Below are 16,570 nucleotides of genomic sequence, written 5' to 3' on the forward strand. Positions count from 1 at the left end.
CCTTACGCGTGTTTATCTGCCTCGGCGCGCGCTTCTGAGATCTCGATAACGATCTTGCCGTTTGCGTTCCCGCTTCTGAGAAGCGCATAGGCGTCTTCGACTGTCGCCAAATTGAAGTGGTGGCTGTCGACATGAGGCCGGAGCTTAGCTGCCTCTGCCAAGCGGGTTGCTTCCCTCATGATCTCGCCATGATGTTCGAGCCCTTCACCTGTAAGAATCGGAAGCAATGTGAAGACGCCTGAATACGTTCCGGCCTTAAGAGAGAGTGTAGCGAGTGAGTGTTGCTCCCTGCCGAGACAACTGACGACGTGGCCAAATCGAGCGACGGCGTCAAACGAGGCATCTAATACCTTGCCGCCGCCGGTATCGTAGATTAGGTCGAAGCCTTTACCACCGGTATAGCGCGCAACATAGTCATCAGGCCCTTCCGTCGTGAAGTCGATCGGAGTTGCACCAAGTGCTCGGATCAAATCGGCTTTCTCCGGCCTGTCAGTCGCGTAAACCTCGGCTTCAAACGCATTTGCAATTTGAATCGCAACATGGCCGACGCCGCCGCCTCCACCTTGAACAAGGACCCTTTGCCCCTTCCGAACATGCGCGCGGTCAATAAGCCCTTCCCAAGCCGTAATGAAGACGAGCGGCAACGCGGCCGCGTCGCGCATGGTTAGATTTTTTGGTTTAGGCGCGATAAGGCGCGCATCAACGGCCACATACTCGGCAAGCGCGCCCTGGTGTCCACCAAAGCCGCCGATCATTCCGTAAACCTCATCACCGATTGCGAAACCGCTAACTCCATCGCCAAGGGCGACGACCGAGCCGGCGACATCCATGCCGAGGATCGCTGGTAATGGCTGTTCGGCATGTGCCGCGGCTTGCGCACGGATTTTTAGATCGAGAGGGTTGAGCCCGGCAGCATAGACTTTGACCAATGCCTGACCGGCCGACGGCGCGGGTGTTGGTATATCGGCAAGTTCAAACGGTCCGTCTTTCTTGGAGACGATAACGGCTTTCATCGTGGGCAAGCTCCTCTCTATCTGCGGACCGGAGAGGCACCGATCGCGAGCGAATATATCGTCACGGGCCAACGAACCGCATCGACGCCGTGGTTCAGCCCTGCGAGCCGATTAATCTGTGCCGCTGGCATCCAGAGATTTCCCAAATCATCGATCCACATCGCGTCCACCCACGCGAGACGAGGATCTGCGATCAAAGGCGAGATGACGCCATCGGGGCCAATTTTTAGGATCCGCGATTGATCGGTATCGCTGAGATAGATGATGCCGTTCTTATCGATCGCGGTGCCACCAGTCGAAGGCGTATCGGCAAAACTCTCCACGTGGCTTGCGAGCGTATCGGCAGGGATCGTAGAGTCGTCGAGGTAGCGGGTTTCGATCCGTGACATCAATCCGGAGCACGGCTGATAGAGAAACCAATGACCGTCGGCCGATACCTCCAATTGGTCAGCGTGCACCACGATAGGTTGGCCGTCTGGATCAACGAGCCGCTTTCCTTCGGCCATCAACGGTCGATTGGCGATCGTCGACGGATGGTTCTCCAGAACGCGGCGAGCGCGGCCGGTATTCAGATCGAGGACGATAATTGCTGGACGCCCAGCGTCGGTGAGATAGGCGTGCGTCCCGTTAAACCGGACGTCGTCAACAAAGCTTTTGCCTTGAGCGACTGAAGCGAGGTTGTAAACCTTCGCAATCTTGTTACTGGCAAGGTCGATTTTGACGAGCTTCGGACCGCCAGCGACAAGAGCCTTACCGATACCGGGAGCACCTCGATCTACAATCCACAATGCGCCATCAGGCCCGATGCGCAGGGAGTTCACGCCCACAAACCTATCGAAGCCGTCGCGAGCGTCGCTCCAACTATTCCAATCATCATTGGGATAGGGCACCGCTGTGCCGCTTGTAATTTCAGCGACCTCGGGCTGACCCGGTTTGAGTGGTTGAACGACCACGAAGCGCCTTCCATCAGGAGTGGTCGTCACCCCATTCATAATCAGCGACGGCGATGAGTATTGCACCTTAAGATGGGGCATCGTTTGAGCCATTACTGACGAGTTGGAAACCGACAGGGTAGACCATAGGCACAGCGGGACTGATGCTCGCCAAAGCCAAAGAGCCCATGCTGGAGTTCGCATCTCATCCTCCTCTGAAACATCATCGTTCGGATCGTGCTATTTGAGGAGCACCGGGCCGGCGTCTATCTTTACGCGGAAAAGCGTATACGGCTTCTCCCGTTGATCTTTTCCCTCGTGAAACTGTGCTTGCCGGTGAAGTTGGTTGGCCGTGAAATAGAGATACCCGTCCATTGCCACCGACATCGTGTCAGGCCAAAGAATGCGTGGGTCATGGGCGATGGTCTTCCACTCGCCGTCGGGCTGCCGCTGGCGGATGCTATTGCGCTCGTAATCGCCCGCGTAGACTCGGCCCTTGTCGTCGGCCTCGAGTCCGTCCGAAGCTCCTTTCTCACCAAGATCTTTGACGGATTGCTCCACGGTCGCGTCGGATACCGAGTGATCAAGCAGGAGACCCGTCGGCACCGAGAAAAGGTGGCGGCTTGAGAGAGGACAGAAATATAAGGTCGCGCCATCCGCAGAGAGTGCAATACCATCAGAGGCCACGGTGAACGGAGCCGGCGGCTTTCCCTTTTCGCGGACCGCTAATCGTTCGCCCTCGACCACGGGAATAAAATCAGGATCGGGAGAGGTCGACTTGGTGCCCGTCAACTTTCTCCAGCTTTCGCCGCTTGCAAGGTCGACGACGATGATCCCGCCGGGGCCGCTGACAGAAGAATCGGTGATATAGGCGACGCCCTCTTTGCCTTTGCGCAAATCGAAACGCACATCATTGATGTAGGTCGTGGGCAAAACTGTCGATGGCGGTAAAACGATTGTCTTGACGACCTTGTCGGTTGCAAGATCGACCGCTAGGAGCTTAGCTGCGCCAGCGATTGGCTTTGAAAACTTTGGCGCGGCTGTGTCCAAAATCCAAAGCCTGCCGGCTGGGTCGACCACGACACTTTGAACGCTACCCAGCGTCTCCCCCGGGCGTTTAGGATCGAATTTGTTGAAGCTGGCATCGGGGTAGGCAACGACTTTGCCGTCACGAATTTCGCCGACGGTGAAAGGTACCTCATCACCCCATCTCGGGAAATTTATGAAGATTCTGCCTTCAGCCGAAACGCTGACCCCTGTCGGCATATCATCGTAAAATTCAAACACGGGCTCGATGTGCCCGATCACTCGATCGCTGGGGAGCGATGCTTTTCTTGCTGTCATCGGTTCCTCCGGGTTCTCTTGGCCTGAAGCACTCGCTCCAAACAACGCCGCCAGAGCACAAATCGCAACAAGTCTGAATTTGCGGGGGTTCATCGCCGTTCTCCCGAGGGCAAAAATACGAAGTAGCGGTTCAAACGGGAGCAGCCAACGCGCTCAGCAGCGCATCGCGCCCCGCTTCGGCAACGGCAACGTCCTGTTCCGTGGTGCCGGAGCCAACTCCAATTGCACCCAAGACCTCGTTGCGGAAAACGATCGGAAATCCGCCTCCAAGATTTGCAATGCCGCCATGGCTTGCGAACGCCAAGTTTGCCCCAAACTCGAAGGGGATCTGACCCGTCGGAATTCCAAGGGCGGCGCTTGTTGCTGCTTTCGCGATCGCGGGCTCGCGCGCAAGCACCGCAGCGCCTTCGACCCGGGCGAAGGCTAGAAGATTTCCTGCCGCATCGACAACGGCGATGCATTCTGGCGCGGATAACTCGCGGCATTTTGCGACCGCTGCTTTTATCGCTGTCGCCGCTCCTTCATAGGTCAACTGATGCTTATTTTGCGAAAGTGGTTCGATCTTCATCGATGTTTCCTTGGTGTGCAGATGTTGCTCAAATCGCTGGGCTATCATTTCGGCATTGCGGCGACAGAAGCTGCACCGTCGATCCAGTCCTGTCGCTGGGGCGAGAAGAAATCGATATCGATCGTATCCTCAGTGCAATGAAATTCGTGGGGCACATTTGGCGGAATAACGAGCACGGACCCGGTGGACACGACGAACTTCTTTCCCTGCGAAAGAACTTCGCATTGGCCTTCGGTGATCCACGTAATTTGCTCATTTGCGTGATGGTGAAGAGGAAAGACACCTCCCTTTTTTACCGTCCACTTTACGAAAGTGGACTGCGTCCCGTGCAGCATCTGTCTCTGCACAAGAGGCGAAATCTGTTCCACCGGCTGCGCATCAAGTTTGTAGAGCTGCGGCATCAAAGCGGTGTGATTACTGATTGTTGGCTGCGTACCCCTGTCTGGAATGTCCGTTACTTCCGGTGCTCCGGAAAGTGTGGGCGCAATCGGATCGGCGATGGCAAGTGATGGATGAACAATGTGCCATGCGCAAAGCGAGGCGAGCGCTAGACCAGCAACTAAAGTGTTGCTCCGACCGGCGTTGCACATTAGCGCGCGGGCGTTTTTCCATCTATCGCCGTTTGACATTTAGGTATCCTCGGTAAGAGTGGTGCATTCGGCTCTTTGCTCAAAAGCCAGCAAGAACGGTCTTGCCGAAGCCGCGTCCACTTTCCACGTGCTGGTGGGCAAGTATGAGATTGGCCGCGTTTATACGCCCGGCATCTTCCGTGAGCGTGGTCTTCAGAACGCCGGCATCCGCCAAATCAGCGACCTCGTTGAGAATGCGATGTTGAGCGATCATGTCACTCGCCCGGTACAGACTGCGCGTAAACATCAGCTCCCAATGAACGGAGATGCTTTTTCGCTTCAGCTTGACGATGTCTAAAATTTTAGGGTCGTCGATCAGGGCAAGCTTTCCCTGAGGAGCCAACACCGCCTCGATATCGCCGAGATGCTTGTCGGTCGCCGTCAAGCCGGCTACGTACTCGACTGCAGGCAAGCCAATTGCGCGAATTTGTTCCAGGAACGGTCGATTATGGTCGATTACGTGATGGGCACCCATCGCCTGGCACCATGCGATCGTTTCCGGTCGCGAGGCAGTTGCAATAACGGTCACTCCGGTAAGTCTGCGAGCAATCTGGGTTAGTATCGAGCCAACGCCGCCCGCGCCGTTGATAATGAGCAACGACCCACTTTTGCTTTTATCTCCATAAGGAAGCGCGAGACGGTCGAATAGCAGTTCCCACGCGGTGAGCGACGTCAGAGGCAAGGCTGCTGCTTGAGAAAATCGCAGTGTCTTTGGCTTTTTCCCGACGATGCGTTCGTCGACGAGGTGTAGCTCGCTGTTGGTACCAGGCCGATCGATTGCGCCGGCGTAGAAGACCTCGTCGCCTGTTTTGAAAAGCGACACTTCTGAACCGACCGCGTCAACGACTCCGGCGGCATCAAATCCGAGTACCTTGATTTGGCCCTCGGCAGGCGAAACTCTCGCTCTCAGTTGGACATCTGCCGGGTTGACTGAAATCGCCTTGACTGCCACGCGGAGATCGCGAGGACCTGGAATCGGATCCGGACTATCGAAGTCGATAAGTGAATCCCTGGCAGTAATCGGTCCTGCAAGCCTGTAGCCAATGGCCTTCATTCGAATTACCAAGATCTGTGCTCAAGTTTCGTCGGGGGCTGTATGTCGTACCGCCGGGCGGAATGGAAACTCGAAATCTTAATAGGCCCAGTAGGGCTTCTAATGGCTGTTACGCTATGTTGGACCTTGATCCCGACCTGCTCCGCGCATTTGTTGCTGTCGCTGATGCGGGCAGCTTCACGATCGCCGCAGACAAAGTTGGCCGAACACAATCCGCCGTAAGTCAAAAAATTCGCAGGCTCGAAGAAACGATCGGCCTGCAGATTTTTGATCGAAGCAGTCGTTCGCTTACGCTTACAGCGGCTGGCGGTCAGTTGTTAATTGGTGCTCGGCGCCTTTTGGAGCTCCACGATGACATGGTTCGCTCGCTGCAATCCTCTCACGCACGCGGCAAACTCAGAGTCGGAATATGCGAAGACTTCGTCCCGCATCAGCTGTCGCGACTTTTGGTTCGCTTCCTGCGTCTCCATCCAGATATTCACTTGGACCTGAACACGAGCCTTACGCACGAATTGGTTGCCGCTTACGATCACGGCGAACTCGACCTCATCATCGGGACGCGACAGTTTCCCGATCGCGGTCGCATAATTTGGCGGGAGCCCATGGTATGGTTTGGAGCCACCGATTTTGAATTGGACGTCTCTCAGCCGGTGCCGTTGGTCCTGCTCAGAGCGCCGTGCACATACAGAGATCTTATGTTTGCAACGCTCGACACCGCGCGTCAGGAGTGGATCGCTTCTTGCACGGTGAGCAGCCTGATGGGGGTCCAGGCTGCGGTTGAAGGCGGACTTGGCGTGACGATTCTTGGACGTTCGTTCATTAAGGACGGCTTGAAGATTTTGAGCGTGCCGGACAATTGGCCCCCGCTGCCCATGACGGACATTGTTGTCCTTGGCGACGATGGTGCTCAGAGAATACTGGCCCAGCCGCTAGTACAGTTTCTCGTTGAGGGTATGCGGAGCCGGATAGAGATTGCAGAATAATCTTTTGTTGTCCGCGTCACGCGAAAACGGCAGGCGCGTGAGCGCACTATGACGCCTCCAAATCGTTGTGACGGCTGGCAACCTCTTCAATAGGACGAGGGGCAGGTCACTGTTCGCCTTCACATTCTGATCCTCTCAATCGGATGGCTCGCGCTGAACGGCACCGCGAGGAGATCATGAAACAAAAATTCGGGTTGGTACGCTTCTGACTCGATGCTGATGAAGTCGCATCGTCTGCTCACCGAGCGACACCGAATATCGTCGTATTATTGGCGGCTAACTGATCGGGAACACCGTCGATTTCTGCTTTCTCCGCACACCCGGCCCAGATCAATAGGTCATGCTGCGTTCGCTCACGTCGGCTTCTGGGACCGAGCGGAGGTGGCACAAGACCAATCCGCAACGGTCGCGATCATCCGAAAAGCCGCCATTACCTCGGCGACATTACAGGCCAAAAAGCAGAGGAGTGGCCCCGGATAGGAAGTGCCGAACCACCGTTTCAAACCAGATGTATAGGTTATTGAACCTGAAGCTTCCGTTGTCGTCCGTCACAGCGGCGAAGTCCGAAGATCGAAACTTCGCCCCCGCGACGGCATTTTTGTTGCAGAGTTTGATAGCGCCAAGCCCAAACGGAATGAGTGCTATCGATAGCCGCCCTTGCCTGCTGGCTTCACAACAAAGAGCGTGATGATGGTATACACCAGGCCGCCCATGAGCGCGGTAGGTAGCGAGGCGGTCAAATACTCGTATGGGGTCCTGCTCGCGTATGTAACAGGATTGAGCAAGTAGACATAGGTTGCGAAGCCTGCGGCCATTCCGAGGATGGCTGCTGGATTGAAACCGGCCCAGTAGGCGTATGCTGATCCCTCGCCCTGCTGGTAGATGGCCCGAATGTCGATCCGTTGCCCCCGCAGGAGAAAATAATCGACGATCTGGATTGCGCAGAGCGGCGCAAAGAAGACCCCGATAAAGGCAAGAAACGTTCCGAAATTGTCGAAGAACAGGTCAGGAATAAAAAGTCCGATGCCCAACACGGGTAGGAGCCCGAATAGGATAATGACGCTCCAGGGGAGCTTAGACAGGCCAGGCACCTGGCGCAGGCCGATGCCGGTCGCGTAGACCCCCGCCATGGTCGTACCGAGGTTCGCTGCAATGACGAACAAGAGGGCAACCGCGCCGTATGTCGTACCGCCGAGCTGAACCATCCAAGCCGACGGATCTGAAACTTTAAGAGCGAGAACTGCCGCGAGGCCGACCAGCGACAACAGCGGCACGGGCAATCCCATGCCCAGCATCGCCGGCAGCGTAGCCGTATGGGCGTTCGGAGACTCGCGGACCATGGCGCCGATGTAAGGCCACCAGCTCAAGAGGCTCACGATCCCAATTTCCAGACCCGTCACATAGTCCCACCGCAAATTGCCGGAGGCATAAGCAGGTTTGGCTGCGGCAATGGCTCCAGACTGTTGAGTCAACAGAAGCCACGTCATCCAGAAGCCGATCCCGACGATGAAAAAGAAGAGAACTTTGGCAACGCGCTCGAGACCAGTGGCTCCTCCAAGCAGCACGACAAATACGGAGATACAGGCGAGCGCCGTAGAAACCCTTACTACTGTTCCGACGTTCTCGGCCGTCGTCACACCAAGTGTCGATAGGAGCTGAGCGACCGATTTCCCAAAGAAGATGAGGAGCAGAGAATTCCAACCTATAATCGACGCGTACTGAAGAAACACCGTTAGGAGCCAGCCACGGTTCCCGAACTGCGGCGTAGCACCTGCAATGGAATCGACACCATAGCGCGTTGCCACGGGGACGACGGCAAGCGTCACGAGTAGCATGCCGATCATGGAGCCCGCAGTCATAGCCGCAAAGCCCATCTTAAGATTAAGATAGTAGCCGACATATTCGCCGATGATGTAGCACCACGTCGCTGCCGCCGCGACGAGTAGGACGACGAACAGCTGCCACTGAGTCCAATGTCGGTCACGCGTCGTGAGTGGCCATCCCGATTGCTCGACGCTTGTCGTTTCACTGCTCATGACGGCCACCCCCAATATAGAAGGAGCATTGGGCCGATCACGCCCAACGAAACAAGCCAGAACCAATCAACGGGCGTAAATCCCGCTTCCTTATTCTCTTCGTTCTCGAGCTCGGCAATTCGCCGCTCAAGCTCCGGATCCAGTCTATTCGCGGTCATTGCATTCTCCTCCCTAGCCGATGCTGGTCATGTTTTGGCGTCCTTCGAAGCTCTCCGCGTCGGCGTACGGAAACCACCAGAAGTCCTGGTTCGACGCTTTCGGATCGATCATGACGAACTTAGTGTTCTGGAACTGAGCGAGGCCTTCGGGTCCAAGCTGGCGACCGCTGCCGGACAGCTTTCGGCCGCCGAATGGCAGCGCGTCATTATCGAGGAGCGGCGCATTTACCCAGAGAATGCCGGACTCGATCTCGCGCACCGCGCGGAAGGCTTCGTCGATGTCGAGGGAGTAGAGATTGGAGCCAAGGCCAAAGCGCGAACGATTAGCAAGCGTGATCGCCTCGTCGAAGTCCTTGACCTTGCAAATTGGCGCAACGGGGCCGAACGGCTCCTCGTTGATGATCTGCATATCGGGCGTAACATCGGTCAACACGGTCGGCTCAACGAACCAGCCGCGGTTGAGCTCGGCCGGACGGCCACCTCCGGTCGCGACCTTCGCGCCCTGCTGACGTGCGCGTGCGATCAACCCTTCGTAGCGGTCGCGCTGTTTACTCGTTGCGAGTGGGCCGAGGTCGACCGCGTCAAGGCCATTACCTATGCGAAGTCTTTTTGCCTCGGCAACGAGGCCTTCAACGAATTGGTCGTGAATCTTTTCATGCACATAGAACCGCTCGGCCGATGTGCACACCTGACCGCAATTCAGATAGGCCGCGAACGCGGCACCGCGCACGGCCATATCCATCGGAGCAGATGGCATGACGATGAAAGGATCGTTGCCGGAAGCTTCGATCAGACAGGGCTTGAAGGTTTCGGCACAGGTGCGTGCCACGGCCTGTCCGACAGAGACGGAACCCGTATAGGCGACGCCGTGCGTCCCCGGACTTGCGATCAGACGCTGGCCAACGCGCGCGCCTCCAGTCACGACTTGCATCAATCCGGGTGGAAGAGTGGCAAACGCCTCCATAAACCTGAGAGTCGTGAGGCTCGTCTGCTCGTGAGGCTTGATGATAACGGCGTTGCCAGCGGCAAGAGCTGCGGCCGCCTCCCAACACAACAGGACGAGCGGATAGTTGAAAGGCAGCACGATCACAATGGTGCCGAGCGGCTCCTTTATGCTGAAGTGAAATTGCCCAGGCACTGTCGCGCCGGCAATACGCCCCGACTCGTGGCGTGCGAGTTCGGCGTAGTAGTCGATGGCCGTTGCACACCACGACACCTCGTCTACCGATTCTTTGTAAGGCTTTCCTTCTTCGCGCGTGAGGCACTCCGCGTAGGGAGCCTTGTCTTGTCTCAAGAGCGACGCGATGTCGTGCAGGATGACGGCACGGCTACGCGCGTCCATGCCCATCCACACGCGCCGCGCGGAGTTGGCGCGCTCGATCGCGTAATCCACCTCGTCATTGGTAGCGTCAGCAATACCTCCTGCGCGCTCCTCGGTGGCGGGATCGATCACGTCTAGGTGCTCTGTCGCCCGACTGGCCACGAAGCGACCGTCGACGTAGATCTTTCCCGAGAGTCGATCGAAATCCTGCGGAGCCGCCATGACCTTCCTCCTTACGAGTGTGCTCGTGAAGGTCGTCGATGGCGTGCGCCATAACTCCCTCCATAGTTTCCACCGTCAGGCTTTGACGCGTTCTGATTTGGGGTCGTACCAGGGTCCGAGTTGGACCTGTGCTGGGTACCGCTCCCACGCGATCTCCACCTCGAAATTCTGCTTGGCCAAGAGTTCCGGAGTAACGCCACCTTCATGGTCGATGTAGCCGAGGCCGAGCGCCGCGCCGACGCGATGGCCATACGCGCCCGACGTAACGGAGCCTACAATCCGGTTCCCGCACCAAATGGGTTCGTCGTGATGCAAGAGTTTGTCGCCAGCGTCCCGAACGGCGATTTGAACGAGCCGTCGTGCCTGTGGGCCGTTCTGGCGCTGACGCAGCAGCGCCTCGCGGCCGATGAACCCGCCCTTTTTGTCAAAGGCAACGGCGAATCCAAGCCCGGCCTCGAGCGGAGTGTCTTCCTCACCGACGTCGTGGCCCCAATGCCGATAGCCCTTTTCCATGCGCATGGAGTTGATTGCGAAGAACCCTCCATGGCGTAGGCCGAGATCTGCGCCGGCGGTCCATATTGTATCCAGCACATGCGATGCAAATTCCGTAGGGATCGCGAGTTCCCAGCCGAGTTCCCCGACGAACGTCACGCGGCTCGCTCTTGCACGCGCGTACCCCACCTCAACGTCGCGGCTCGATCCGAACTGGAATGCGGCCGTGGAAAAATCATCCGGTGACACTCGCGATAGAAGCTCCCGCGACTTCGGACCCATGACTGCCAAGGTCGCCAAGCCCGATGTAATATCGCGTGCGAAGACATGAGCTTCACTCGGCAGATGGCGCTGGAGCCAAGCAAAGTCGCGCGTTTGGGAGGCCGCGATACTGACAATCAGGAATGACGTCTCGGACAACCGAGTTACGGTGACGTCCGCCTCGATGCCGCCGCGCTCGTTGAGCCATTGCGTGTAGACCAGCCGACCAACGGGAACATCGATGTTGTTCGCGCAGATTCGGTTGAGCGCGCGGCACGCGTCCCGCCCCTCGACGATGAACTTTGTAAAACAGCTCTGGTCGAACAACGTGACGTGGTCTCGCGTATTTCGACACTCTTCGCCGCAGGCGTCGAACCAGTTTTGCGGGCCGTAGGAGTAGACCAATTCCGGCTTCACTCCCGCCCCCGCAAAGAAGCCTGGCCGCTCGTAGCCGGCGACCTCTGTCATGCACGCTCCGAGTGCCAGAAGCTTGTCGTGGAACGGACTGCGCCGAACATCTCGCGCCGTGACATACTGGCGATTTGGCCAGTGCATATCGAAGAGAAGCCCGAGGGTTTCTTTCGTGCGATTGAAGAGGTAGCGCCTGTTCGACTGAAAATGAGCCATGCGACGGACGTCCACGTCCGACAGTTCCATCGGCGGATGTCCGTCTCGGATCCAGAGCGAGAGCGCTTTGCCTACTCCTCCCGACGATAGAATTCCAACGGAGTTAAACCCGCAGGCGCAGAAGAGGTTTTCGACCTCTGGCGTCTCACCGAGTAGATAGCGGTCGTCGGGCGTAAAGCTCTCGGGCCCGTTGAAGAAGAGTTGGATGCCGGTGTGCGCCAAAATCGGCACGCGACTGATGGCCTGTTCGAGTATCGGCTCGAAGTGATCATAGTCCTCGGGCAGGGTGTCGAAGCAGAAGTCTTCTGGAATTCCCGCCTCGCCCCAGGGCTTTGCGTGTTTTTCGAAGCAGCCGACGAGCAATTTGCCCGCATCTTCCTTGTAATAGGTCTGCTCGTCAGCGACGAAGAGGACAGGCAAATCTCTGGGCAGTCCAGGTATAGCCTCGGTCACGGCATAGAAGTGCTCCGCCGCATGAAGTGGAAGGGAAACTCCAACTTGCGCAGCGAGCTCGCGCGACCACATTCCCCCACAGATTACGACTTTTTCGGCGCGGATCTCGCCCTTGTCGGTCGAGGCACCCACAGCGCGACCATGCTCAACGAGAATGCGACGAACCGTTGTATTCTCTAAAATACGCGCCCCTCTGGTTCGCGCACCCTTCGCGAGGGCCATCGTTACGTCCGTGGGGTTCACCTGACCATCGTTGGGCGACCAAAGACCGCCGAGGATTTCGTCCGTCTCAAGCGGGTTCCAGCGCTCTTTGATCTCCCCAGGCGTGACCACATCGATCACGAGCCCGAAATTGCGCGCCATGGAGGCACCACGTTTGAGCTCCTCAAATCGACCCTGGGTCTTGGCGAGCCGCAGCGCTCCGTTCTGCTTGAATCCCGTCGATTGTCCGGTTTCGCCTTCGAGTTCGCGGAAAAGTTCTCCGGTATACTTCGCGAGTTCCGTCATGTTGCGCGTCGCGCGCAATTGTGTAACGAGGCCGGCCGCGTGCCACGTTGTCCCGCAGGTCAGCTGCCGACGCTCGCAGAGAAGCACATCGCTGATGCCAAGCTTCGTCAGATGGTAGGCGACCGAGCACCCGGCAATCCCACCGCCGATGATCAGAACCTCTACCTTTTTCGGCACATCCAGCGTCATCGTGAAGCCCTAGTAGCTGGGTGGTGTAATCGCCCAAATCACGACTGTCTTTGTTCGTCCGGGATTGCGATAGCGATGGGGAAGATGGCTTTCGAAGGCAAAGCTGTCTCCCTCCTCAAGCACGAAATGTTTGTCACCAACCCACACCTCGAGACGGCCTGAGATGACGATACCGGTCTCCTCGCCACGATGGGAGTAAGCCGCTTCACCACTTGTCGCGCCAGGCGCGAATGTGCAGCGCAGCAGCTCGAGCTGGCGATCAAGATTAGGAGAGAGAAGTTCGTCGGTTATACCCGAATTAAACTTGAGCCGACGCCTTTGGCCTGCGCGGACGACGATATCTCGTTCGATGGCCGATTGCTCGTCGCTCGGCTTGAAGAACCAGCTGATGGTAACGCCGAGTGCTCGGCTGATAGCGTAAAGAGCGTCAACGGCAGGGCTCGATAGACCACGCTCTACCTGACTCAAATAGCCGATCGACAGTCCTGTTGCGGCTCCTAGGTCCTGCAGTGTGATGTCGCGCGCGTTGCGCAGAGAGCGTATCTCGCTCCCAACGAACACCGCGTCTTGATCCAATTTTCCCGATTCGACAGGTACTTCGTCGAGATTTGTGGGCCGCAACATTCGTGGAAGAGACATGATAGGCGCACCTCTCTGGAGCCAGAGTAGGACGTTTAGTGAAAATCACAACAAGAATTTTCATGAAATGCGATTGCATATATTTCATGAGACGAAATAAACGCTACAGCCCGAGCGCAGCGGATAAGCAGCGGCGGCCGCTAGCTTCTTGGCGCCAGAAAGGCGCAGTGCGACGCGCCTGATGTGCTTCCGGGCGGAGCCGGCTAGGGGTCTGGGTCGTGAAAAAAAGACTCCGATGATAACGTGGCCGTAAAACTGCCAAATGGCGATTCCCGACGACTTAGCGCCGGCCCCTGCTCCGAATTGACGAAGCAGGTCATTGAAATCTTTGCGCCGCGCTTCCCAAAAATGCCGACCGTCATCTTCATGCCCTGATGAGGTCTTTGCAGATCTCCAAGCATTGGGAACTTGAGTAAAATTAATCAGGGACCGGCAGAACGGCATCACTTAGGTAATGGTCTTCGCCCGATGCTTAACAAGATTAGAAGGGCCGGTGTTTTTCACATAGCCAGGGTCAGAAGCGGTCACTGACGTGGCTGGAAAGGCTTCCGCTCTGTGCTCGAAAACGGACTTCCGCGTCGCGTGTATGCAGACCTCGTCAAACGCCAAGCCGATGTCGGCTAATGGGACCGAGCAGTCATCGTGGATCGGGAAGCCCACAGCGATGGCAGTTCCACTTCTGGCCCGAAGCCGTCATGGCAGGCGCAGATCATTTCGGCTCGTTCCGAAGGAAGTACGGAAACTTCGCGATCGACAATTCGAGAGTCAGCAGTAAGTGCAAAACCGTCAAAAAACAATTCCCCGGAATTTCTTGCGTTTAGTGGGTGATGAAGGAATCGAACCTTCGACCCACTGATTAAGAGTTATTATTCACGCTAATAACTTCAAGAAGTTGCATAAATTTTTATAGCCATGCTTTATAGTCGTTGGCTCCAGCCTCAGCTTGCTCTCTTCCAATGCTCAAACGCTCTCCTCACCGTTTGAAAGGCTCGATCATCAAGCTTCGTAGGAGAATAGCGCTCTACCAAACTCACGCCAGCCCGTACTATTTCGCTCGTATCCTGGATCCAAGGACGGGAGCCTACAAGGTCCGTTCGACTAAGGAAACTAGCCGTGTCGAGGCCCGCCGATTAATCGAAGAACTGGCTCAGAAAATCAGTCGAAAGGATGCCGCCTGCTCTCCGGGAGTTCAGCTTCAAGACCTACGCTCAAGGGCTGGTTCAAAAGGACCAGGCGAATAGAAACTCAAATCAGATGACTTCTGATTTTTTTTGACGTGCCCGCCGCCATCGACACGGAAAAGCGCGATAGTCATAGGGCCTCAGAATTAGTGACAGCGGTTGTCTGCATGCCCGTCTGCCACTGGGAACCAGTAAGAACGCTTCGCCAAATGGCGACAAATAGGGAATTAGTTGTTCACAATGCTGGCGTCTATAAGCCATTCTCGCGCGAAGCAGGTGGCGGTTATCGTAACGGCGGTCGTGTTGGTCTGTTCGCTGCAGCAGGCGTTCGTGCTGTTCCGCGCTTTCAATTTCGGCCGGCTCACGGGATTATTGTTGTGGGATGACTGCGCGATCGTTCAAAAGGCGCTGGTTTCACTCACTGCGGTTTCAGAAAAGGAAACGCTGTATGGCCTCGTCCGGAGTGCGCGGATTTTGGCTCCGCATAGCCCGCTGGCAGATGCGCAAGCATTCTTCGGGCTATTGCTTTCGAATGGGAATGTCCGGGCGCCATATTTCTTGAGCATTTGGGCTCCGATCGTTGCGCTATCAGCTATTCTTCTGGCTCTGCGAAAGTTCGAACCTCTTCTTCTCCTGGCGCTGACCATAATCTTTCTCCAACAACCTCTTGTAGTTCATTCCCTCATCGTTCTGAAAAGCGATTTACGAGGCGGCGTCTTGATGGCGGCGGCAATCTTTGTCCTGTGCCAATCAACCATTTATCAGAACAACCGGCTTTGGCTCTTGGGTGCCTCGCTCTTAGGGCTGGCGATTATATCCAAACTCACGACGTTCTATTTTCCGGTTCTCGCAATTTGCGTCCTGCTCTGCTTTGAGCTCTCGCGTTTCTTTATGGATTCCCAGATTTCAAATTTCGGGTCGATGTCGGCTAGATCACGGGTGGCGGCGATTGCTGATTATTTGTCTCGTAATCAGAGGCGTCTGTGTATCGGATCAGTCATCGCGACGCTACCGTTCGTTGTTTTCTTTGCCTGGGCCTCGATCGGCTATGACAGCATTATCGGGTATATCCGCTATGGCCTGAGCAGTACCTGGTATGACGGATTGTCGGCGCCGGAACGCCTTCGCGTTTATCTTCCCGGAGGTGAGCTGGCATGGGGCACGTTGCAGTATTTGCTCGTGCTGCTTTTGACGGCTCTAATTGTGCATGTTTGGGTGACTGGGAAATCGGATTCTCTCAAAGTATGGTTCGCCAGTTTTTTCGCTGCTCTGATATTTTTGCTGCCTCTTGTGCTGGCGAGAACGTCGGGCGGTTCTTACGGATCGACATTTCTGGGCGTCGTCATGGGCGGCGTTTTGTTTCTAGCGTCATACGTCGGGTCGTTAAACCGAACGTGTCGTTTTCTTGTTTTCGGCGTAGCAAGTGTGATGGCGTTTGGCACATACTACCCGCTCGAAGACAAATTGGACGACGCGCGGAAACAATCGAGGGCGACCTACGTCCAGCTCGTGAATGATATCATCGCCCGTGAAACGTCGGCACATCCTTCGGTGCTGGTGACGTTCGAGGACGAGATCGCGGGATATCCGAATATCGCTCTATTGCATTTCGAGAAGAACCGCATGCTTCCAGATGTCAGCCGGATGGACAATCTCATTCCAGCAGCAGACGCGCTAGGCCAAATCCGTCGCGCCAATTTTGTGTTGACGCTCGATCCGGCAGGCGCGAACGATGTTGCGGGCTATATGCTTGGTAAGCAATTTCCTGCTTCGCAGAACCTCAAAGCGGTTGATCACTTGGTGGCCTCTCAGTCGGGCAAAATCCTTTTAAAGACATACCCTTGGAAAAATTCGACGCTCAAGCTTTATGGCGAGGCAGTGCAAAACTCGCAGTGACGGGATGACGATCAGTAACAGCCAGGCTAACTCGCCAGTTTAAAAACTCGCATTCAGCTGGATCA

14 protein-coding genes are annotated in these 16,570 nt (G+C 56.3%); 3 read left to right on the top strand and 11 right to left on the bottom strand.

Features of this window, described 5'->3' with window-relative positions:
- Nucleotides 1-2 precede the first annotated feature (2 nt).
- From RLW55_RS16290 to RLW55_RS16315, 6 genes are all read right to left on the bottom strand, one after another.
- The gene (locus tag RLW55_RS16290; RefSeq protein WP_423414748.1) at nucleotides 3-1,022 is read right to left on the bottom strand and encodes a zinc-dependent alcohol dehydrogenase family protein; all 1,020 of its coding nucleotides are present in this window, start codon (nucleotides 1,020-1,022) and stop codon (nucleotides 3-5) included.
- A gap of 8 nt (nucleotides 1,023-1,030) precedes the next feature.
- Nucleotides 1,031-1,966, bottom strand: coding sequence for an L-dopachrome tautomerase-related protein (locus RLW55_RS16295; protein ID WP_423414749.1), 936 nt, complete (start codon nucleotides 1,964-1,966; stop codon nucleotides 1,031-1,033).
- 219 nt (nucleotides 1,967-2,185) lie between these two features.
- On the bottom strand, nucleotides 2,186-3,382 hold the full coding sequence (locus RLW55_RS16300; protein WP_423414750.1) for an L-dopachrome tautomerase-related protein: 1,197 nt from the start codon (nucleotides 3,380-3,382) through the stop codon (nucleotides 2,186-2,188).
- A 37-nt stretch (nucleotides 3,383-3,419) separates the two neighbouring features.
- Nucleotides 3,420-3,857, bottom strand: coding sequence for a GlcG/HbpS family heme-binding protein (locus RLW55_RS16305; RefSeq protein ID WP_423414751.1), 438 nt, complete (start codon nucleotides 3,855-3,857; stop codon nucleotides 3,420-3,422).
- A gap of 44 nt (nucleotides 3,858-3,901) precedes the next feature.
- On the bottom strand, nucleotides 3,902-4,486 hold the full coding sequence (locus tag RLW55_RS16310; protein ID WP_423414752.1) for a cupin domain-containing protein: 585 nt from the start codon (nucleotides 4,484-4,486) through the stop codon (nucleotides 3,902-3,904).
- Between the two features lie 40 nt (nucleotides 4,487-4,526).
- The gene (locus tag RLW55_RS16315; protein ID WP_423414753.1) at nucleotides 4,527-5,540 is read right to left on the bottom strand and encodes a zinc-binding alcohol dehydrogenase family protein; all 1,014 of its coding nucleotides are present in this window, start codon (nucleotides 5,538-5,540) and stop codon (nucleotides 4,527-4,529) included.
- Between the two features lie 116 nt (nucleotides 5,541-5,656).
- Between RLW55_RS16315 and RLW55_RS16320 the strand changes: the two genes are divergently transcribed.
- Entirely contained in the window at nucleotides 5,657-6,523 is an 867-nt protein-coding gene (locus RLW55_RS16320; RefSeq protein WP_423414754.1) for a LysR substrate-binding domain-containing protein, read from the top strand.
- 641 nt (nucleotides 6,524-7,164) lie between these two features.
- Here the strand turns inward: RLW55_RS16320 and RLW55_RS16325 are convergent.
- The 5 genes from RLW55_RS16325 to RLW55_RS16345 form a co-directional block, all read right to left on the bottom strand.
- Nucleotides 7,165-8,559, bottom strand: a complete 1,395-nt coding sequence (locus RLW55_RS16325) for a cytosine permease (RefSeq protein ID WP_423414755.1) — start codon at nucleotides 8,557-8,559, stop codon at nucleotides 7,165-7,167.
- On the bottom strand, nucleotides 8,556-8,717 hold the full coding sequence (locus RLW55_RS16330; protein WP_414462590.1) for a hypothetical protein: 162 nt from the start codon (nucleotides 8,715-8,717) through the stop codon (nucleotides 8,556-8,558). Before RLW55_RS16330 ends, RLW55_RS16325 begins: the two co-directional genes overlap by 4 nt.
- 13 nt (nucleotides 8,718-8,730) lie before the next feature.
- Nucleotides 8,731-10,260 carry an aldehyde dehydrogenase family protein gene (locus RLW55_RS16335; RefSeq protein WP_423414756.1) on the bottom strand — a complete coding sequence of 510 codons (1,530 nt, stop codon included), beginning with the start codon at nucleotides 10,258-10,260 and terminating at the stop codon, nucleotides 8,731-8,733.
- A 75-nt stretch (nucleotides 10,261-10,335) separates the two neighbouring features.
- Nucleotides 10,336-12,789, bottom strand: a complete 2,454-nt coding sequence (locus RLW55_RS16340; protein ID WP_423414757.1) for a GcvT family protein — start codon at nucleotides 12,787-12,789, stop codon at nucleotides 10,336-10,338.
- 9 nt (nucleotides 12,790-12,798) lie between these two features.
- On the bottom strand, nucleotides 12,799-13,428 hold the full coding sequence (locus RLW55_RS16345) for a helix-turn-helix domain-containing protein (RefSeq protein ID WP_414462587.1): 630 nt from the start codon (nucleotides 13,426-13,428) through the stop codon (nucleotides 12,799-12,801).
- A 243-nt stretch (nucleotides 13,429-13,671) separates the two neighbouring features.
- Between RLW55_RS16345 and RLW55_RS16350 the strand changes: the two genes are divergently transcribed.
- Complete coding sequence (locus tag RLW55_RS16350; RefSeq protein WP_423414758.1) at nucleotides 13,672-13,803, top strand: BsuBI/PstI family type II restriction endonuclease; 132 nt, start codon at nucleotides 13,672-13,674, stop codon at nucleotides 13,801-13,803.
- A gap of 1,136 nt (nucleotides 13,804-14,939) precedes the next feature.
- Nucleotides 14,940-16,505: a hypothetical protein gene (locus RLW55_RS16355; RefSeq protein WP_423414759.1), complete on the top strand. Its 1,566-nt coding sequence runs from the start codon at nucleotides 14,940-14,942 to the stop codon at nucleotides 16,503-16,505.
- The last annotated feature ends 65 nt before the right edge of the window (nucleotides 16,506-16,570 follow it).

Origin of the sequence: Hyphomicrobium sp. B1, from assembly GCF_049532635.1 — a bacterium.
GTDB lineage: Bacteria > Pseudomonadota > Alphaproteobacteria > Rhizobiales > Hyphomicrobiaceae > Hyphomicrobium_B.